Source organism: Thauera carbonicopians (assembly GCF_025699485.1).
Classification (GTDB): Bacteria; Pseudomonadota; Gammaproteobacteria; order Burkholderiales; family Rhodocyclaceae; genus Thauera.
Window position 1 is genome coordinate 136,163 of sequence record NZ_JANUXN010000002.1, and the last position, 19,416, is coordinate 155,578.

The 19,416-nt window shown below is 65.7% G+C and carries 19 protein-coding genes, 3 tRNA genes and 1 riboswitch; of the genes, 11 read left to right on the forward strand and 11 right to left on the reverse strand.

What is annotated here, in order from left to right:
• Positions 1-266: 266 nt before the first annotated feature.
• The 7 genes from NX068_RS03150 (at position 267) to NX068_RS03180 (ending at position 7,033) form a co-directional block, all read left to right on the forward strand.
• Positions 267-2,396: a PAS domain-containing sensor histidine kinase gene (locus NX068_RS03150; protein ID WP_263459847.1), complete on the forward strand. Its 2,130-nt coding sequence runs from the start codon at positions 267-269 to the stop codon at positions 2,394-2,396.
• Complete coding sequence (locus tag NX068_RS03155) at positions 2,371-3,009, forward strand: response regulator transcription factor (RefSeq protein ID WP_263459848.1); 639 nt, start codon at positions 2,371-2,373, stop codon at positions 3,007-3,009. The genes NX068_RS03150 and NX068_RS03155 overlap by 26 nt, the downstream gene beginning before the upstream one ends.
• Positions 3,010-3,163: 154 nt before the next feature.
• Positions 3,164-4,051 (forward strand): bifunctional methylenetetrahydrofolate dehydrogenase/methenyltetrahydrofolate cyclohydrolase FolD, encoded by an 888-nt coding sequence (folD, locus tag NX068_RS03160; RefSeq protein ID WP_263459849.1) that lies wholly within the window; start codon positions 3,164-3,166, stop codon positions 4,049-4,051.
• 16 nt (positions 4,052-4,067) lie between these two features.
• Positions 4,068-4,577 (forward strand): 5-(carboxyamino)imidazole ribonucleotide mutase, encoded by a 510-nt coding sequence (gene purE / locus NX068_RS03165; protein WP_263459850.1) that lies wholly within the window; start codon positions 4,068-4,070, stop codon positions 4,575-4,577.
• Between the two features lie 48 nt (positions 4,578-4,625).
• Positions 4,626-5,804: a 5-(carboxyamino)imidazole ribonucleotide synthase gene (locus tag NX068_RS03170; RefSeq protein WP_263459851.1), complete on the forward strand. Its 1,179-nt coding sequence runs from the start codon at positions 4,626-4,628 to the stop codon at positions 5,802-5,804.
• Positions 5,805-5,811: 7 nt separating this feature from the next.
• Positions 5,812-6,876: an L-threonylcarbamoyladenylate synthase gene (locus NX068_RS03175; RefSeq protein ID WP_263459852.1), complete on the forward strand. Its 1,065-nt coding sequence runs from the start codon at positions 5,812-5,814 to the stop codon at positions 6,874-6,876.
• Between the two features lie 81 nt (positions 6,877-6,957).
• Positions 6,958-7,033, forward strand: a tRNA-Ala gene (locus tag NX068_RS03180).
• 151 nt (positions 7,034-7,184) lie between these two features.
• Here NX068_RS03180 and NX068_RS03185 read toward each other — a convergent pair.
• The 7 genes from NX068_RS03185 to NX068_RS03215 form a co-directional block, all read right to left on the reverse strand.
• Positions 7,185-7,757: a TMEM165/GDT1 family protein gene (locus tag NX068_RS03185; RefSeq protein ID WP_263459853.1), complete on the reverse strand. Its 573-nt coding sequence runs from the start codon at positions 7,755-7,757 to the stop codon at positions 7,185-7,187.
• 10 nt (positions 7,758-7,767) lie between these two features.
• Positions 7,768-7,938, reverse strand: a riboswitch (yybP-ykoY riboswitch).
• Between the two features lie 118 nt (positions 7,939-8,056).
• Entirely contained in the window at positions 8,057-8,929 is an 873-nt protein-coding gene (gene yghU, locus NX068_RS03190; protein ID WP_263459854.1) for a glutathione-dependent disulfide-bond oxidoreductase, read from the reverse strand.
• A 115-nt stretch (positions 8,930-9,044) separates the two neighbouring features.
• Positions 9,045-9,593 (reverse strand): rhodanese-like domain-containing protein, encoded by a 549-nt coding sequence (locus tag NX068_RS03195; RefSeq protein ID WP_263459855.1) that lies wholly within the window; start codon positions 9,591-9,593, stop codon positions 9,045-9,047.
• Between the two features lie 35 nt (positions 9,594-9,628).
• Positions 9,629-9,967: a hypothetical protein gene (locus NX068_RS03200; RefSeq protein ID WP_263459856.1), complete on the reverse strand. Its 339-nt coding sequence runs from the start codon at positions 9,965-9,967 to the stop codon at positions 9,629-9,631.
• A 13-nt stretch (positions 9,968-9,980) separates the two neighbouring features.
• Positions 9,981-11,330, reverse strand: a complete 1,350-nt coding sequence (locus NX068_RS03205; RefSeq protein ID WP_263459857.1) for an NAD(P)/FAD-dependent oxidoreductase — start codon at positions 11,328-11,330, stop codon at positions 9,981-9,983.
• A gap of 137 nt (positions 11,331-11,467) precedes the next feature.
• Positions 11,468-13,237 (reverse strand): SulP family inorganic anion transporter, encoded by a 1,770-nt coding sequence (locus NX068_RS03210; protein ID WP_263459858.1) that lies wholly within the window; start codon positions 13,235-13,237, stop codon positions 11,468-11,470.
• A 2-nt stretch (positions 13,238-13,239) separates the two neighbouring features.
• Positions 13,240-14,100, reverse strand: a complete 861-nt coding sequence (locus NX068_RS03215) for an MBL fold metallo-hydrolase (RefSeq protein ID WP_263459859.1) — start codon at positions 14,098-14,100, stop codon at positions 13,240-13,242.
• Positions 14,101-14,345: 245 nt separating this feature from the next.
• On the opposite strand from NX068_RS03215, the gene gstA reads away from it, so the two are divergent.
• Positions 14,346-14,951: a glutathione transferase GstA gene (gene gstA / locus NX068_RS03220; protein WP_263459860.1), complete on the forward strand. Its 606-nt coding sequence runs from the start codon at positions 14,346-14,348 to the stop codon at positions 14,949-14,951.
• A 104-nt stretch (positions 14,952-15,055) separates the two neighbouring features.
• On the opposite strand, the gene NX068_RS03225 is transcribed toward gstA, so the two are convergent.
• A complete protein-coding gene (locus tag NX068_RS03225) occupies positions 15,056-16,840 on the reverse strand; it encodes a GGDEF domain-containing protein (RefSeq protein ID WP_263459861.1) in 1,785 nt (594 codons plus the stop codon).
• Between the two features lie 329 nt (positions 16,841-17,169).
• On the opposite strand from NX068_RS03225, the gene NX068_RS03230 reads away from it, so the two are divergent.
• A complete protein-coding gene (locus NX068_RS03230; protein ID WP_263459862.1) occupies positions 17,170-17,634 on the forward strand; it encodes a ProQ/FINO family protein in 465 nt (154 codons plus the stop codon).
• 30 nt (positions 17,635-17,664) lie between these two features.
• Here NX068_RS03230 and NX068_RS03235 read toward each other — a convergent pair whose 3' ends face one another.
• Positions 17,665-17,826, reverse strand: coding sequence for a hypothetical protein (locus NX068_RS03235; protein ID WP_263459863.1), 162 nt, complete (start codon positions 17,824-17,826; stop codon positions 17,665-17,667).
• Between the two features lie 111 nt (positions 17,827-17,937).
• On the opposite strand from NX068_RS03235, the gene NX068_RS03240 reads away from it, so the two are divergent.
• Positions 17,938-18,013: transfer RNA gene (locus NX068_RS03240), tRNA-Thr, on the forward strand.
• A 132-nt stretch (positions 18,014-18,145) separates the two neighbouring features.
• Positions 18,146-18,222, forward strand: a tRNA-Met gene (locus tag NX068_RS03245).
• Between the two features lie 84 nt (positions 18,223-18,306).
• On the opposite strand, the gene NX068_RS03250 is transcribed toward NX068_RS03245, so the two are convergent.
• Together NX068_RS03250 and NX068_RS03255 are read right to left on the reverse strand one after the other, a co-directional pair.
• On the reverse strand, positions 18,307-18,804 hold the full coding sequence (locus tag NX068_RS03250) for a hypothetical protein (RefSeq protein WP_263459864.1): 498 nt from the start codon (positions 18,802-18,804) through the stop codon (positions 18,307-18,309).
• 37 nt (positions 18,805-18,841) lie between these two features.
• Positions 18,842-19,369 (reverse strand): superoxide dismutase family protein, encoded by a 528-nt coding sequence (locus NX068_RS03255; RefSeq protein ID WP_263459865.1) that lies wholly within the window; start codon positions 19,367-19,369, stop codon positions 18,842-18,844.
• Positions 19,370-19,416 lie beyond the last annotated feature (47 nt).

Genomic DNA, 19,416 nt, shown 5'->3' on the forward strand with positions numbered 1-19,416 from the left:
GACTTGGTTCGTGCTTTGCAGTCGTGACTGAAGCACGGTGCTGGCGCACGCAGGCGACGAGGAGGGGCGGGGTGGCAAGGCGTTTGCGCCGGGTGCTGGAGAACGGCATACCCGGACTGTATTGGCAGGCATAAAAGCGGGAAAGTTGGCGGAAACCCGGATGCGGCGATAAGGGTTAAACCGGATGACGATTGCCGGAGGGCTCACCGACAATCGGGCGGCAGCTATTGCACTGCATCATTTCAGCCCCTTCCTCCGAAGCTTCCATGTTCCGTTCCGACTCTGCTCGCGGTGATCCGTCGCACCGGTATTGGGCTGTGCCCTGTGTGGTGATGCTGTTCTTTGCGCTGGGCATGCTGGCACTGGTGTGGCTGCTGTTGCAGCCCGGGTTCGAGATCGAACGCGAGGTGGCCTTGCGTGAACTGCAATGGGCGCTGCCCGCGGCGCTGATCCTGAGCCTGTCGGTGCTGGTGTTGTGGAGCCTGTGGTCGCTGCGCATCCACGTGCAGCGCCGCGAGCAGGTCGAGAAGGAGCGCGACAGGCTGTTCGATCTCTCGCTCGACATGCTGTGCGTGGCGGGCCTGGATGGCCGCTTCCGCCGCTGCAACCCGGCCTTCGAGCGCATCCTCGGCCATGCGCCCGACAGCCTGCCGGGCCGGCCGATGGTCGATTTCGTCCATGACGGGGACATCGTCGCCACGCTCGACGCATTGCACTGCCTGGCGGCCGGTGAACCGGTGAAGTTCGAGAACCGCTGCCGCTGTGCGGACGGCAGCTACAAATGGCTGGCGTGGAGCATCAACCCGGTGCCCGAGGGGGGGCTCGTCTATGCCGTGGCCCGCGACATCACCGGGAACAAGGCGGCGGAGCAGGCTTTGCGCGCCGAGTCCGCCTTCCGCAAGGCGATGGAGGATTCGGTGCTGACCGGACTGCGCGCCATCGATCTGAGCGGCCGCATCATCTATGTCAATTCGGCGTTCTGCCGCATGGTGGGCTGGAGCGAGGACGAACTGGTCGGTGCGACCGCGCCTTTTCCGTACTGGCCGAAGGACTCGTTGGATGTCTGTGCACGCAACCTGCAGATGACGCTTGACGGACATGCGCCGGCCAGCGGTTTCGAACTGCGCATCCAGCGCCGCAACGGTGAACTCTTCGACGCGCGCTTCTACCTGTCGCCGCTGATCGATGCCAGCGGGCAGCAGACGGGCTGGATGGCGTCGATCACCGACATCACCGAGCCCAAGCGCGTGCGCGCCGCACTGGAGGCGACCCACGAGCGCTTCGAGGCGGTGCTGGACGGGCTCGATGCGGCGGTGTTCGTGGCCGATGCCCGTAGCGACGAGATCCTGTTCGCCAACCGTGCCTTCAAGCGCATCAACGGCTTCGACACGGTGGGCCGCACGGTGCGCGGCGTTGCGGTGCCCCAGCCCGAGCGTGGCGATTACCGCGTCGATCCGCGCGGCCTGACGGCGGCCGATCTGCCGCGCGAACTGTTCGACGGCGAATTGCAGCACCCCGTGTCGGGGCGCTGGTACCACGTGCGCGAGCAGGCGATGCGCTGGGTGGATGGCCGGGTGGTGCGCATGGGCATCGCCACCGACAGCACCGAGCGCAAGCAGACCGCCGAGGTGGCGCGCCAGCAGGAAGAGCGGCTGCAGCGCACCTCGCGCCTGATCACGATGGGCGAGATGGCCTCGATGCTGGCGCATGAGCTGAACCAGCCGCTGTCGGCGATCGCCAACTACTGCGCCGGCTGCGTGACCCGCATGCAGGGCGGCAAGTGGAAGCCCGAGGACGTGCTGGCGGTGATGCAGAAAGCCAGCTTCCAGGCCGAGCGCGCCGGCAAGATCATCCGCCGCGTGCGCGAATTCGTGAAGAAGAGCGAGCCGCGCCGCAGCGCGGTCAAGCTGGTCGACATCCTCGACGACGCGCTCGGTTTCGCCGACATCGATGCACGCCGCACCGGCATCAGGCTGGTGGCCGACATCGAGCCCGGGCTGCCGCCGGTGTTCGCCGACCGCATCATGATCGAGCAGGTGGTGCTGAACCTGATCCGCAACGGCCTCGATGCGATGGCCGACACGCTGCCGGAACAGCGGCTGCTGGTGGTGCGCGCGCGCCGCTGCGGCGAGGATATGGCCGGGGCCGCCGGGGCGATCGAGGTGGCGGTGATCGACCGCGGCCACGGCATCAGCGAGGAGGGGCGCCAGCGGCTGTTCACGCCGTTCTACACCACCAAGGCAGAGGGCATGGGCATGGGCTTGAACATCTGCCGCTCGATCATTGAGTTCCACGATGGTCGTTTGATTGTCGACGACAACCCGGAAGGGGGTACCATATTCTCGTTTACCCTGCCGGCGGAGTCCGTAAGTGAGCGAGTTGCACCCAGCGCTTGAACAAATCATCCATGTCGTCGATGACGACGAAGCCCTGCGGGATTCCATGACCTGGATGCTCGAAGGCAATAACTACAAGGTGCTGACCTACGAATCCGCCGAAGCCTTTCTCGAAGGCTGCCGCCCCGACATGGCAGGCTGTATCGTGCTGGACGTGCGCATGCCGGGCATGAGCGGACTGGAGATGTTCGAGGAGCTGGGGCGCCGGCGTTGCACCCTGCCGGTCGTCTTCATCACCGGCCATGGCGACGTGCCGATGGCGGTGTCGGCGCTGAAGAAGGGCGCGGTCGATTTCATCGAGAAGCCGTTCAGCGAGCGCGACATGCTGCGCCTGATCGAACAATGCCTGACGCTCGAACGCGAAGGCCGCAGCAAGCGGCTGCAGGAGGCGGACACCGCGCGCCGGCTCGACCATCTCACCCAGCGCGAGCGGGAGGTGCTGGACCTCATCATCATCGGCAAGCTCAACAAGCAGATCGCCGACGTGCTGGGCATCAGCATCAAGACCGTGGAGGTGCACCGCGCCCGCGTGATGGAGAAGATGGGCGCCAGTTCGCTGGCCGAACTGGTGCAGCACGTCGTCACGGTGGAGCCGGGCGCGCTGCTGCGCTGAAAGCCGAGCCGCCGAACCGGGCGATGGGGACGTGGCTGAAGTGGACAATTTCGCTTGGAATAACCATCTGATCCAGCTGCTGGGCCGGGCGATGAATGGGTACGCGGCGCGGGCGCCTTGCTGTAAAATCCTGCCCTTTTTCGAGGCTTTACCGATGACCGCTCGCATCATCGACGGCAACGCGCTTTCGGCGCGTGTCCGCGGCGAAATCGCAGAACGTGCCGCAGCGTTGACGGCACGCGGTGTGCAACCCTGCCTGGCGGTCATCCTGGTCGGCGGCGATCCCGCTTCCGCCGTCTATGTGCGCAACAAGGTCGCCGGCTGCGAGAAGGCCGGCATCCGCTCGCTGCGCTTCGACTACCCGCAGGACGCCACCCAGCAGGAAGTCATGGCCAGGCTCGCCGAGCTGAACGCCGACCCCTCCGTGCATGGCATCCTGGTGCAACTGCCGCTGCCCGCCCATCTGGACGAGACGGCGGTGCTCGAGGCGATCGATATCCGCAAGGACGTCGACGGCTTCCACGCCGAGAACGTCGGCCTGTTGTCGCAGAACCGCGAAGGCTTCGTCCCCTGCACGCCGAACGGCGTCATGAAGATGCTGGAGACGGCCGAAGTGCCGGTGCAGGGCGCCGAGGCGGTGGTCATCGGCCGCTCCAACATCGTCGGCAAGCCGATGGCGATGCTGCTGACCAACGCCGGCGCCACCGTCACCGTGTGCCACTCGAAGACGCGCGACCTGGCTTTCCATACCCGCCGCGCCGACATCGTCGTTGCCGCGATCGGCAAGCCGCGCTTCGTCACCGGCGACATGATCAAGCCGGGCGCCACCGTCATCGACGTCGGCATCAACCGCCTCGACAGCGGCCCGGATGCCGGCAAGCTGTGCGGCGACGTCGATTTCGCCTCGGCGGTCGAAGTCGCCGGTGCGATCACGCCGGTGCCGGGCGGCGTCGGGCCGATGACGATCACGATGTTGCTGGAGAACACCGTGGTGTCCGCCGAGCGCGTTCTGCACAAAAATGAGCGCGACGCCGGCAAGTGACCCTGGAGAATCGACGATGAACACGACTGCGACCGCCCAGCCCCTGGTGGGCATCATCATGGGCTCGAACTCCGATTGGCCGACCATGCAGGCGGCGGCCAAGGTGCTGGCTGAATTCGGCGTGCCCTACGAGGCGCGGGTGGTCTCGGCCCACCGCACGCCCGACCTGATGTTCGAATACGCCGAAGCCGCGCGCGGCCGCGGGCTGAAGGCAATCATCGCCGGCGCCGGCGGCGCGGCCCACCTGCCCGGCATGGTCGCGGCCAAGACCACGCTGCCGGTGCTCGGCGTGCCGGTGCAGTCGAAGGCGCTGTCGGGCCAGGATTCGCTGCTGTCCATCGTGCAGATGCCCAAGGGCATCCCGGTGGCGACCTTCGCCATCGGCGAGGCCGGCGCGGCCAACGCCGGCCTGTTCGCGGTGGCGCTGCTCGCCAATGAGAGTGCCGAACTCGCGGCGCAGCTCGATGCCTTCCGCACGCGCCAGACCCGGGCCGTGCTCGACATGGAACTGCCGCCGCCGGCCTGAAGCGCCGCGTGGCCGTATCCGCCGATTTTCGCCCACTGAAGGCCCCTCATGTCGTCCAGCAAGACTTCCTCCACTATCCTTCCGCCCGCCACGCTGGGCATGCTCGGCGGCGGCCAGCTCGGCCGCTTCTTCGTCGCCGCGGCGCATGAAATGGGCTACAAGGTGTGGGTGCTCGACCCCGATCCGCACAGCCCCGCCGGCCTGATCGCCGACCGCCATCTGGTTGCCGCTTACGAGGACTATGCCGCACTCGACGAACTGGGCGGCGGCTGTGCGGCGGTCACGACCGAGTTCGAGAACGTGCCGGCCGGCACGCTGGACTACCTCAGCAAGTTCATCCCGGTGCACCCAGCGGCGAGCGCGGTGGCGGTGTGCCAGAACCGCATCGCCGAAAAATCCTTCCTCGCGGACAACGGCCTGCCGCACGGCCCCTTCGCGGTGATCCGCAGCGAGGACGACGTCCGTCATGCCGATGCCGGACTGTTTCCAGCGGTGCTCAAGGTGGCGCGCTTCGGCTACGACGGCAAGGGCCAGGCACGGGTCGCCAGCCACGACGAGGCGGTCGCCGCCTTCCAGCATTTCAAGGGCGAACCCTGTGTGCTGGAGAAGATGCTGACGCTGGACTGCGAAGTCTCGGTGGTACTGGCGCGCGACGAGACCGGCACGATGCGCTGCTTCGCGGCCGGAGAGAACCGCCACCGCAACGGCATCCTCGACGTCACCATCGCGCCGGCGCAGACTTCGGCCGGGCTGAGGGACGAGGCCCGCCGGATCGCCGAACGCATCGCCGAAAAGCTCGGCTACGTCGGCACGCTGGGGGTGGAGTTCTTCGTTTGCGGCGGCGAGCTCGTCGTCAATGAGATGGCGCCGCGTCCGCACAACAGCGGCCACCACACCATCGACGCCTGTGATGCCAGCCAGTACGAGCAGCAGGTCAGGGCGCTGTGCGGCCTGCCGCTCGCCACGCCGCGCCAGCACTCGGTCGCGGTCATGGTCAATCTGCTGGGCGAACTCTGGTACGCCGACGGCAAGGGCCATGGCGCCTACCACGAACCCGACTGGGCCGTACTGCACGCCGTGCCCGGCCTGCGCCTGCACCTGTACGGCAAGCACCACGCCCGCCCCGGGCGCAAGATGGGCCACTTCGTCGTCACCGGCGAGGATGCGGACGAAGTGCTGCAGCGCGCGCTGCAGGCCCGCGCCGCGATCGGCATCCGCGACGAGTGAACGGCGAATGAGCAAAAACACCGCAGCGAAGCCGCGCGGCCGCATCGAACCGCCTACGCTGGTGGCGATCCGCGAGGCCGCCGATCTGCTGCGCACCGGCGACATCGTCGGCATGCCGACCGAGACCGTCTACGGGCTGGCTGCCGATGCGCTGAACCCGGAGGCGGTGAAGAAGATCTTCGCTGCCAAGGGCCGACCTGCCGACCATCCGCTGATCGTGCATCTGCCTTCGGCCGACCATCTGCCGCGCTGGGCCGCCAGCATCCCCAAGGATGCCATCGCGCTCGCCCGCGCCTTCTGGCCCGGCCCGCTGACGCTGATCCTGAAGCGCTCCCCGGATGTACCCGACGAAGTCACCGGCGGGCAGGACACCGTCGGCCTGCGCGTGCCCTCGCATTCGATCGCGCTGGCGATGCTGCAGGTCTTCGGCTCGGGCATCGCCGCGCCCAGCGCCAACCGCTTCGGCCGCATCAGCCCGACCACGGCCGCGCATGTCCAGGAAGACTTGGGCGAACGCGTCGCGATGGTGGTCGATGGCGGCCCCTGCGCCTTCGGCATCGAATCCACCATCCTCGATTTCTCGCGCGACGTGCCCGAGATCCTGCGCCTTGGCGCGATCACGCCCGACGCCATCGCCCGCGTCATCGGCCGCCGTCCGCGCGTGCGCGGCGAGGCCGAGGAAGCACAGTGTGCGGATGCAGGGCAGGCGAATGCTGCCACGCCCGCACCGCGTGTTTCCGGTGCCCTGGCCGCCCACTACGCACCGCGTACCCCGCTGCGCTTGGTAGCGCCCGCCTTGCTGGTCGACGAAGCGGCCACACTGGCAGGCGAGGGTAGCCGCGTTGCGGTGCTGGCGTACGGCCAGGCCGACCCGCAGGACTCGCGCCTGATCTGGCAAGCGATGCCCGCCGACCCCGCCGCCTACGCCCACGATCTCTATGCCAGCCTGCGTACTGCCGACACGCTGGACGCCGACTTCATCCTCGTCGAAGCTTTGCCCGACGACCCCGCATGGCATGCGATCGCCGACAGGCTGGGGCGCGCAGCGGTGGGTTCCGGCGAGGAACGTTGAAGGAGTCACACCGGTGGCAGCAGAGGGCTGTGGCAGGGCTTCCATTTCACGCCCCGGCTCTCTATAATGCGCCTTCTTTCAGGGCCGATAGCTCAGCTGGGAGAGCGCTGCGTTCGCAATGCAGAGGTCGGGAGTTCGATCCTCCTTCGGTCCACCAGGAATTCAAGATGAAAAGCGCATTACACATACCGTGTAATGCGCTTTTTGCTTTTGAAGCGGATTATCGCAGGCACAGTGTGGCAGACGGCCTGTGCAAGACAGGTTCGGTGAGGTGATCAGCTTCTGGTTCATCCTCACCGCTCAGGTTCTCAGAACAGGCTGCCGACATTGAACAGCGTCAGCACGCCCAGGATACAGAAGATGGCGGCAGCGATGCCGTGCACCAGCTGCATCGAAACCTTCTTGGCGATCTTGTCGCCGAGGAAGACCGCCGGCACGTTCGCCAGCATCATGCCCAGCGTGGTGCCCAGGATCACCTGGACGACTTCGGCGTAGCGCGCGGCGAGCGCTACGGTGGCGATCTGGGTCTTGTCGCCCATCTCGGCGAGGAAGAAGGCCACCACGGTGGTGCCGAACACGCCCAGCCCGCGAGTGTTTTGTGCGGCATCGTCCTCGATCTTGTCCGGGATCATCATCCACACCGCCATGGCGATGAAGGAGATGCCGATGACCCAGCGCAGTACGTCCGGCCCGAGCGCCTGGGCGACCCAGCCGCCGACCGCGCCTGCCGCTGCGTGGTTGACCAGGGTGGCGACGAAGATGCCGGTGATGATGGTCCAGGGGCGACGGAAGGTGGCGGCCAGGATGATGGCCAGCAACTGGGTCTTGTCGCCCATTTCACCCAGCGCGACGATGCCGGTGGATACCAGGAACGCTTCCATGAAAACGGGAACTCCAGGGCCGGAAAGACAAATGACCACACCGCCTCCCGGCCCTATCCGTAGGCAGTGCGGTCAAAGGTCTTGCCAGGCCTGAAAGCTGCACGCGCCATGGCCTGTCGGCCAAGCATGTTGACGCGCACCCCTGCATTGCGCAGGGCGGCTACTCCCCGATGACGAGCGGGCGCGATTCTAGCATCGGTGTGCTGGTGTCGGAACCCGGTGTGGTTTTTGTGCCGAAGGGCGGGTCGGAAGGGTGGCAGTTTGTTGCCGCGCCCCTCCGGGTGCCTTGCCGGAAAAAGTCAGGACTCGGCTTGCAGCTTGTCCTGCGTGCGGGTGTCGAAGTCGGACGTGTCGTGGCGTTCGTGGAGCTGCTGATCCAGTGGACCGCTGGCACGGTTGACCATGCGGCCGCGCTTGACCGCGGGGCGGGCGGCGATTTCATTGGCCCAGCGCACGAGATGGGTGTAGTCCTGCACCTGCAGGAACTCGGCGGCATCGTACAGTTGGCCCAGCACCATGCCGCCATACCACGGCCAGATGGCGATGTCGGCGATGGTGTATTCGTCGCCGGCGATGTAGCGGCTTTCGGCCAGCCTGCGGTTCAGCACGTCCATCTGGCGCTTGGCTTCCATGGCGAAGCGGTCGATGGCGTATTCGATCTTGGTCGGTGCGTAGGCGTAGAAATGGCCGAAGCCGCCGCCCAGGTAGGGGGCGCTGCCCATCTGCCAGAACAGCCAGGACAGGCATTCCGCGCGCCGCGCGGGCTCGGTGGGCACGAGGGCGCCGAACTTTTCCGCCAGATAGAGCAGGATGGCGCCGGATTCGAACACCCTGACCGGCTCCGGGCCGCTGCAGTCGAGCAGGGCGGGGATCTTGGAGTTTGGATTGACGCCGACGAAGCCGCTGCCGAACTGGTCACCGTCGTTGATGCGGATCAGCCAGGCGTCGTACTCGACGCCGCTGTGGCCGAGGGCCAGCAGTTCTTCCAGCATCACGCCGACTTTGACGCCGTTCGGCGTGGCCAGCGAATACAGCTGCAGCGGGTGCTTGCCGCGCGGCAGCTCGCGGTCGTGGGTGGGGCCGGCGATCGGCCGGTTGATGTTGGCGAAGCGGCCGCCGTTGGCCTTGTCCCAGGTCCAGACCTTGGGCGGGGTGTAAGTAGTGTCTGTCATGCTCGGGCCTTCAGCGTGGGTTCGACGAAGCCAGCATGATAGAGGAGCACGTTGCGGAATTCGAGGCGGCCGCCAAAGGCCGCCTGTATCCAGTTGCGACGCGCGGCTGTGGCGGTCAGCGCTGATCGATGCGGTAGACCTTGTCGGCATTCATCTTCGGCGACCACGGCAGTCCGCTGTTCTGCCAGCCGTTCATCAGCCGGAAGCCGGCCTGTGGGCCGTCCTTGATCGCCGCGCCCTGAAAGCCGTTGACCACGTAGCGGGCGTTGGGGAAGCCGTTGGCGCGCAGGAAGCTGGCGCTGGGTTCGCCGCGCTCGCTGCCCGAGCGGCACATGGTGATGATTTCGGCGTCGGTGCCCATGCCGCGCTTGTCCAGTTCGGCCTTGATCTGCGCGGCGAAATCCGGGTTCTGGTACAGGCGGAAGACGCCGCGTTCGGCATTCCACTGGCTGCGGTCGACCAGGATGAAGGGAATGTTGACATGCACGGCGTCGGTGAAGCCGACGAACATGATCTCGACCGGATCGCGGACATCGACGAACAGCACGTCCGGTTCGGCGTTCCGGATCCTGGCGTAGGTTTCCTCGGCCGAAATGGCGATGTCGGCTGCCTGCGCGGACAGGCTGGCGAGGCCGAGGGCGGCTGCGATCAGAAGGCGTTTCATGGCGGCAGTGGTTCCTGTGAGTGGGTTGGCGGGCTTCAGGCAGTCCGATACATGCTGGCCGCGATCGGCCAGGCCAGTGCGGCGGCAACTGCGCCGAAGGCGGCGGCGTAGAAGAACAGGTTCATCCAGTCGACCCAGTAGCCCATGTTGGCGAAGGACGATTTGGTCATGCCCGGGGTGATGAAGAAGCTGATCGCGGTGACGATGACGCCGACCGCGATGGCGGGGACGAGGCCTTGCCGCCAGCCCACGCCGGGCCGGGTGGCGGCGAACAGCATCAGCATCGCCCACAGCAGCACGGTAGCGATGACCTCCGGCAGGTATTGCAGGCCGAGTTCGAACAGGATGTTGAGGGTCAGCCAGATTTCGTACATGCCGTTTTCCTCCTCAGACGCGGCCCTTGAGCACCGCCATGTAGGCGGGCTTGAGCAGGCGGTACTTCATGATCCAGGCGAAATAGCTGTCCTGCAGCGGATCGATCATCGGCAGCGAGGGCGTCAGCTTGTTGTCGTAGTCGAACTCGACCAGCAGCGCCGAGCCTTCGCGGATCAGCAGCGGGCAGGAGGTGTAGCCGTCGAAGTGCTGCGAGGGTTCGCGGCCGGCGATGACGTCGATCAGGTTCTGCGCGACGAGCGGCGCGCTCTTCTTGATCGTGGCGGCGGTCTTGCCCTTGCCGGTGCCGTTGATGTCGCCCAGGCCGAAGACATTGGCGAAGCGGCGGTGGCGCAGGGTCCCGGGATCGACTTCGAGCCAGCCGCCTGCGGCGAAGCCGCCTTGCTGCCAGGGCAGGGGACTGTTCATGACCGCGTCCGGTGCGCGCATCGGCGGCACGACGTGGATGAAGTCGTAGCCGATGTCGCTGCGTTCGCCCTCGGGGCTGGCGACGGTGGCGCGGCGGGCGCCGATGTCGATCGCGACCAGCTTGCTGTTGAAGGTGACGGGGATGTCCAGTGCGGCCCAGCGGCGCAGTACTTCGTCGTTGATGCGGGGCACGCTGAAGATGTTGTCCAGCGCGGAATGGAAGGCGATGTTCGATGCGTCGCGGGTGCCGGCCTGCTTGAGCCGGTCGGCGACCATGAAAGTCATCTTCAGCGGCGCACCGGCGCATTTCAGTGGGGTGGCGGGCAGGGTCATCAGCGCCGAGCCGCCTTTCCGGCGGAAGCTGTCCATCGCATGCCAGGTCGCTTCGGCGGCGGCGGGGCCGGGATAGACGCTGCCGAGGCCGTTGCTGCCGATGGCGGCGACGTCCATGCCTTCGATCTGCGCGTAGTCGAGATGCAGGCCGGTGGCCACGACCAGAAAGTCGTATTCGATGCGCCGCCCGCTGTCGGTGACGACGGTATTGGCGACCGGGTCGAACTCCGCGACCATCTCGCGCACCCACTCGACGCCGGCCGGTATCAGGTCGACGTTGCGGTCGCTGACCTTGTCGACCGGCCAGATGCCGGTGGCCACCAGGGTGTAGCCCGGCTGGTAGTTGTGGATTTCCTTGCGGTCGATGACGGTGATCTTCGCGCCGTCCAGTCCGCGCGACAGGCGCGCGGCGATGGCCAGGCCGCCCAGGCCGCTGCCGGCGATGACGATGTGCGCCGAAGTCTTCAGGGCGGCGTGCGCAGGCGCGCCGGCGAGCGTCAGGCCGGCGCCGGCAATGGCCGGCAGCGCCGCTGCACCGAGCAGGAAACGGCGGCGGCCGTTGGCTGGCGCTGCGAATGGACATGCTTCGGATTTGTCGGACATTCCTTCTCCCCCGGCTGGCATGGTTCGGCGCAAACAGCGCTGTTCATGCCTGTGTCCGATCAATCATATTAGTGTTTGCTCACATATCCGCGATCCGGTCATGGTTGTGTGACTTGTGTCACAAAGTATTGCCAGGCTCAAGATTCGTTCTTGTCGGCGTCTTGCTGGGCGATTTCAGCGGTGAGGGTGTTGAAGGCTGCGTCCTGGGTCATGAAGATCTGCCCTGACAGCCAATCGGAGGCTTCGGTCCGGTCCAGGGCGTCGCGCAACGGGCCCTTCAACTCGGAGAGGTGAAGCTGGATGCCCTTGGCGCGCAGTTCGCGGTCGAGCTGCATCAGCACTTCGAGCCCGGTGAGGTCGATGCCGTTGACGCCGCTCATCATCAGCACGACGTGCCGAAGCTGTGGGCGCTGGCGCAGCGCGGACGTGAGCGTTTCCGAAATCCAGCGTGAATTGGTGAAGAGCAGGCTCTCATCGACCCGGACCGACAACACCTGCGGCAGCGTCTCGACCTCGAAGCGATTCACGTTGCGGAATATCGTGGTGCCGGCGAGCCGTCCCACTTCCGTCCAGTGTGGGCGGGCGGTGCGTTGCAGCAGCAGACCGATCGAGGAGATCACGCCGATCAGCAAGGCCTCTTCGATGCCGACGAACAGTGTCAGCGCCGTCACCATTGCCATCAGCGTGAATTCGGTGCGGGAATAGCGCCATGCCAGCAGGAAGGGAGCGAGATCGATCATCGATAGCACGGCAATGATGATGGTGGCTGCCAGCACCGCACGCGGCAGGTACTGCAGCATGTCGCCGATCAGGACGATGGCGAGCGCAAGCAGGATGGCGGTCCACACGCCTGCCATGTGCGTGCGGGCGTTGGCGTCGAAGTTGACGATGCTGCGCGAGAAACCGCCGGTGACAGGCATGCCGCCCGAGGCAGCGGCAGCGGCGTTGGCGGCGGCGAGGCCGAAGAGTTCGCGGCGTGGCGAGATCTTTTCACCGCGGCGTGCGGCGAGCGCTTCTGCCACGGCCAGGCTTTCGACGTAGGCGACCAGCGCCAGCACCGTCGCGGGGGCGAGCAGATCGAGCCAGACCGCCAGCGGGGCCTCCCATATCCACGGGAAGACGAGGCCGTCGCCGAGGCTGATCCGGCCCGACAGGGCGACGCCCTGATTCAGCCCGGGAAAGCCGACGATCCAGGCGATGGCTGCGGCCACGATCAGGATGGGCGCGGCGCGGGCCAGCAACTGTGCGGTGCGTGGCTCGAGGCCCAGGCGCTGCAGCATGCGGCTGCCGTAGCGGCGCAGGCCCCACAGCGCCAGCAGCGCCGGCAGGCCGATGGCGGCGGTGGCGAAATGGGGCAGTACCCGGTCGCTGGCCGCGAGGGCGCTGCCCAGTTCGATGGCCGTGCTGCCATTGACCGGTATGCCCAGCAAGGTGGGAAACTGGCCCAGGGCGATCAGCAGCGAAGCGCCGGTGACGAAGCCGTGCAGCACCGGGGCGCCGAGCAGGGCGGCCAGGGTTTCCAGCCGGAGCAGGGCGGCGATCAGGCAGATCGCGGCGATCTCCAGCGACAGCACCAGCGCTGCGAGATGGGGCGTGATGCCGTGGTCGATGGCCACGCCGCCGATGGACTGGGCGGTCATCATCGCGATCACCGCCACCGGCCCCACGGCGAGGGTCGTGCTGGAGCCGAAAGCGGCATACGCCAGGGCCGGCAGCAGGCTGGCCATCACGCCTACCACGGGGGGCAGGCCGGCGAGAATGGCATAGGCCAGGCTCTGCGGAACCAGCAGGATGGTGACGATGACGGCGGCGAGCAGGTCGTCCGTCAGCGCCGCGCGGCGGTACTCGGCCCAGCGGCGGGCGAAGGATGGGCTTCGCGCGGAGGTGGGGACGGGGGTCGGTGGCATGCTCACAGCAGGTCGAGCGGAATCTTGAGGTAGCGCACGCCGTTGTCCTCGGCGGGCGGAAGATTGCCGGCGCGCACGTTGACCTGGATGGACGGCAGGATCAGCTTCGGCATGGCGAGGGTCCGGTCGCGGGCGCTGCGCATGGCGACGAATTCCGCTTCGGTAACGCCGTCATGGACGTGGATGTTGCTGTCGCGCTGTTCGGCGACCGTCGTTTCCCAGGCAGGTGCGCGGCCTTCGGGCGGGTAGTCGTGGCACAGGTGCAGGCATGTCTCGGGCGGCAGCGCCAGCACCTTGCGGATCGAGCGGAACAGCGTGGCCGCATCGCCGCCCGGGAAGTCGCAGCGTGCGGTGCCGTAGTCGGGCATGAACAAGGTGTCGCCGACGAAGGCGTCCTCGCCGACGATGTAGGTCAGACAGGCGGGGGTGTGTCCGGGCGTATGCATCACCGCGGCGTCGAGGCTGCCGATATGGAAATGCTCGCCATCCTCGAACAGGTAGTCGAATTCAGTGCCGTCGGTGTTCATGTCCTTGGCGTTGAAGACGGCCTTGAACACACCCTGCACCTGGCGAATGTGGCCGCCGATGCCGATGCGGCCGCCTAGTTGCTGCTTCAGGTAGGGGGCGGCCGACAGATGATCGGCGTGGGCATGGGTCTCCAGCAGCCAGTCGACCGTCAGCCCGGCCTGGCGCACGTGGGCGACCACCGCGTCGGCGGAAGCATGCGAGGTACGGCCGGACTTGGGATCGTAGTCCAGCACGCTGTCGATGATTGCGGCCCGGTGCGTGGCCGGGTCGGAAACGACGTGGGTCACGGTGAAGGTGGCCGGGTCGAAAAAGGACTGGATTCTGGCGCGTTGCATGTCGAGGATCCTCGGATGTCGGTGCTGCTTTACCGTGCCGCAGTGGCACCGGCGAGGGATGCGGAGAGCAGAATATCAAGCGGATGAGAGCGCATGAGGGAAGCGGGCCGGGGAGGATTCGAAAGCATAAATATAAGCAAAAACTTATGCTAAGGTCCAATCGGAGTTGCCGATGGCGGCCACGAGTGGGCAGTGTCGCAAGCCTGCGGCATACTGCGCTTTTCCCACCCCACGGAGTGCTTGCCATGAAGCTTTACTACAAGCCGGGCGCCTGCTCGCTGTCGCCGCACATCGTTCTCGAAGAACTCGGTCTGCCGTATGAGACGGAAGCCGTCGATCTCCAGACCAAGGTGACGGCGGGCGGTGCCGACTTCACCCGGATCAATCCCAAGGGCTATGTGCCTGCACTGGTACTGGACGGCGGTGAAATGCTGACCGAGGGGCCGGCGATCGTGCAGTACCTGGCCGACCTTGCGCCCGAGAAGAAGCTGGCGCCCGCCAACGGCAGCCTGGCGCGCTATCAGTTGCAGTCGTGGCTGACCTTCATCGGCACCGAGTTACACAAGTCCTGCAGTCCGTTCTTCAATCCGGCCTCCGGGGATGCCTGGCGGGCTGCGGCGCAAGCGAACCTCGAGCGCCGGCTGGGGTACGTCGACAAGGAACTGGCGGGCAAGGCGTATTTGATGGGCGAGGACTTCAGCGTCGCCGACGCCTATCTGTTCACGGTGCTGGGCTGGATGGGCTTCATCCAGTTCGATCTGTCCCGTTTCGCCAATCTGACGGCGTTCCAGGCACGTGTCGCAGCGCGGCCGGCCGTGCAGGCGGCGCTGAAGGCGGAAGGGCTGGCCTGACCTGCGCCGCTTTCGTGAGTGGCGGCGCACCGGGGAAATATCGTGGTGCGCTGCCGCCATCCGTATTCACGTAAAGCCGGCCGGGCGAAGGAGGCCGTTCTGGATCAGCTCGGTTCGGCGACGATGACGCGGTTGCGCCCGGCCTGCTTGGCCTGATACATGGCCTTGTCGGCCCGGCTCAAGGCGGGCTGCATGGACTCGCCGGCATTCACCGGTGTCACGCCTGCGCTGAAAGTGATGACGATCTTCTGATGGTCGGTCATGAAAAACTCGCGGGTCAGCTCGCGCTGCAGCCGGGTCAGCGTGTTGTAGGCGTCGGCCTTGCCTGTTTCCGGCAGCAGGATCACGAACTCTTCACCGCCGTAACGCGCCAGCACATCCTGCGGGCGCAAGTGGTGCCGCACGACGCGGGTGAGGTGGATGAGGGCTTCGTCTCCCACTTCGTGGCCATGGGCGTCATTGAGTTTCTTGAAGTTGTCGATGTCGAGCAGTGCAAGGGCGAGCGTCGTGCCGCGTCGCTGGGCGCGGGCGGCCTCGGCCTCGAACATCTCGCCCAGCCCGCGGCGGTTCAGGACACCTGTCAATTGGTCGTGCCGCATCAAGCGGCTGACTTCGTCGAGTTCATGCTGCAGCGTGGCGATGCGTTCTTCGGCCGCACGCGCCTGCTGGCGGCTTGCAATCAGTTCATCGCGCGAGCGTCGGGCTTCGTCCTGGATGCTGAGGGTTTCGCGCATCACTTCGTCCAGCACCTGCCCGATTGCATTGATGTCCCTGGCCTGGGCGATGCGTTGGGCGCAGGTGCCGATACGATCGTGGTAGGTGCTGGTGCTCTCTGAAAAGCTCGCGAGCTGGTCGACGAAGCCGGCGAGCATCGTGCGCAGATGGTTCTGGGCTTCGACGAGGTTGTGCTTCAATTGGCTCTGCTTGTAGATCAGATCCTTGAGGCGGCGCTCGGCGTCATCGATGCTGCGGGGGTTGAGCGGGGCATCGATGAGTTCGCGCAACATTTCGATCTGGCCCGTCAGCCAGGTGTCGTCCAGCACCAGATCGTCGATGTTGCGAAGCAGCAAGCGCAGCAATTGGAGGAGTCCGCCGCGGATTTCCGCATCATCGGCCGTGGTCATTTCGAGGCGATGGGCGAGGCGGCGGATGCGGGCGCCTATCTGCTCGAGCTGTGCGGCTTCGAGTGTGACGGCGACATCATCGGCAAGCCGCTGAGCCTCATCCGCCAGTTCCGGATGCGCGCCCAGGAAGGATGGGACGACATCGCGGAGGGTCGATGAGAGGAGCTGGCGGAAGCTCTCGATCAGATCGCGGCCGTGTCCGGCCGATAATACGACTGCAGTCGACTTGGTGCTTGTGGCGACAGCAGCGATGTCTTCCGCTGGCTCCGGGTCTGCCGCTGCGAGGTCGAGCGGAGTCTGGCTCCAGCCACGCAGCAGGCCCTGCAGGCGGTTGTAGAGTGTCGTGGACTCCGATGCGGCCAGGACACGATCGAGGGATTCGCGTTTACGTGCGATGGTCCAGCCTTGCTGGCGATCCTCCCAGGAACGGAGCAGGTCGGCGATGAGCTCATTCCATGCAGGCGCTTCGACGTTTTTCAGTCCGTCCAGATAGTGCCACAGCGCCTCTTCCGCCATCTTCGGATCAGCCGCATTCAGGGCCTCGTCGAACTTGCGGACTGCTTTCTGCTGCTCCGGGGTATCCCTGGACAGGCGGTACGACAGCCTGTGCAGGAAGTCTTTGGGTGCCGTGACGTCGTTGGCGTGGCTACCGGCAATCTCATGGTAGAGCTTGCTGTAGTTGTCCGGAGTCGGAGTCATACGGCGCAGTGCAAGCTGACGAAGAGTTTCGCGGGCGACTTCGGAAGGACTGCGCTGGGCGCTCATGGAGGATGCCGATGGCCGGTTCGATGCACGGGATTATATCGGTAGCCTGAGGCGGCGAAGTGCATGATCCAGCGGAGTAAAGCGGCTCGTTTCCACTGACTGCGTCGATTGTGCTGCAGGACAAGCTTCATTGCGGTGAGCCGGCCATGAGTGACACGATACCCATTTCGGGCAATTGCGACGAGGACTGGGTAGCGAGGGCTCGGTTTGTCCAGTTCGCATGATGGGCGCCCTGCCGTGTTTCAAGGCGGCTGGACGGGTAGAATGCAAAGCTTGACCATCCTTGGGCCCCATCGATAGCGCCCAGCCTGCAAGAGTTCTCGTCCTTCATGAGCACCGAAAAAGACAGCACTGTGGCCAATGTGCCTGCCACTGCCCCCGCAACAGAGAGCAACGCCGCGCCACGGCAGCGAATCGAGCCGCGCGCCCTGCTGCAACGCCTGCAAGAGGCGTTTCCAGCTTTCCGCGATTGCAAACCTTTGGCGCTCAGGATCGATGCCAGCATCGTCGAGCGCATGCCCGACATCGACCGCAAGAGCCTGCGTGCCGCATTGCGGATGTATACCGCCTCGACCCGCTATCTGAAGGCCGTCGAGCGTTCGCAACAGCGTTTCGATCTCGATGGGCAGCCCGCCGGAGAGGTGACCGAAGAGCAGCGCACGCATGCATCGACGACGCTCAAGGAACGCTTTGCCGCAGTGGCCCGGCAGCAAAAGGAAAAGCGCGAGGCCGAGGCTGCGGAGAAACGGCGCACCGAGAAGCTGCAGCAACTGGTAAGCAAGTTTGGCCGCTGAAAGCCCGGCTGCCGAATTTGCGCCTCATGGTCAGCAGTGTGGCCGGAACAGATTCTGCGAACGGATCAACCAGGTCGCAGCGCCGGCAAGCACGGCAAGCGCAATGCCTGCGGCGACGTTTCCGGTTCCCAGCATCAAGCCGGCCAACAGGCCGACAGCGAGCAGCAGGCGAGTGAGCATCGTTTCGGACATGATCGTCTCCTGTATGGTTATCCAGTAAGTTAACTGTATATCCATACAGATTTCGAGGCAAGCATGTCGTGCAGCCGCGTGCCTGTGCTTGCGCTATAATCCGCCCCCAGTGCCGGCATAGCTCAGTTGGTAGAGCAGCTGATTTGTAATCAGAAGGTCGTGGGTTCGATTCCTATTGCCGGCACCAAGAACACCCACTGGACACGTCATGCGCGCGCGGCTCGTTCGGAAAACGCAGATGAATTGAGCCAAGACGAGCTCCTGCGACAAGAAAAACTTGCATTCTTCGCATCGACCGTTTATAGTGCTGTTTCTCCGACGCGGGGTGGAGCAGTCTGGCAGCTCGTCGGGCTCATAACCCGAAGGTCGCAGGTTCAAATCCTGCCCCCGCAACCAAATCTAGAGACAGGCCGACAGCGAAAGCTGATCGGCCTGTCTTGCTTTTGCAGCGAGGAAGCGTGTTCGGTGGCCCTGGTGTGATCAGCCCGTGCCGCGAGTGATGTACAGCGCGAAGTCGCAGTTTCCGCCGCCGCGGAACCATCGAGCCTGCATGCGCTGGCCGCCTGGAAAGCTCAGGGTGTGCTCGATCGTGGTTGCCTTCTGGCTCTGACTGCCTGTGGCATGGTGCCCAAGCTCGTTGCTGAACTTGCTGGCGAATGCCTCTGCCTGGCGAAAGCAGGCGTCGCCATCGGCGGTGCGCAGCCCGGGGCCCGAGCCGGGCTGAACGACGATTTCCTCGATCCGGCCTTTGGCATCGGCCATGGCCATGACTGTGGCGTCCAGCGGACGGATGCGCATGGCGAACTCGTCGCGGCCATCGCAACCGGGGGCGACGGGGAGCGCGCCCGGATCGAACCGCCTCGCCTGCACGGCGGACTTTTCCAGATTTGCACCGAGCGTGAGCGGACCCACGCCGTCGGCTCTCGGCTGCAGGTCCTGCGCGGGTGAGCTGCAGGCAGCCGGCAGTGCGGCCAGCAAGATCGTTGCGAGGGCACTGCCGGGAGAGGGCACGGAATCAGTCTGCCTTGATGAGGCCGCAGAACAGTCGGGCACCGGCGCCGCCGATGGGTTGGGCGGCGTGGTCGTCACGGTTCTCGTGGATGACCAATGCAGCGCCGTCGTCGTCGAGAATCTTCGCCCGCCCGCCCTGGCCGCCGAGGCTGGCGAGCGAGGTGTAGAGCTCCACTTCGACGGTGCCGTCGGCATGCACGAAGATGTTGGGCAGGTCGCCGGCGTCGGGACCTTCCGGATTCATCAGGCCGTGCTTCTTGCCGTCGGGGTTCAGGTGGGCTTTGGAGGCGACGAAGCCCTGATCGGGGTCGTCGCAGGTGCCGACGCTGTGGATGTGGATGCCTTTCGGCCCGGGAGGCAGGCCTTGGGCGGTGAGGTGGATCAGCACGCCGTGCGGCCCTTCGATCAGCGTTGCGGTGCCCACGGTCTGCCCCTGACGATTGATGATGCTGGCGGAGGCCTGCTCGGCCGCGGTGGCGGCAGTGGCGGCGCTGGCGATGGCGCATGCGACGATGAGGCGGGAGAAGGACATGACGAATCTCTCACGGTTGTTGAGTGAAGCGTCATGATAGACACGAT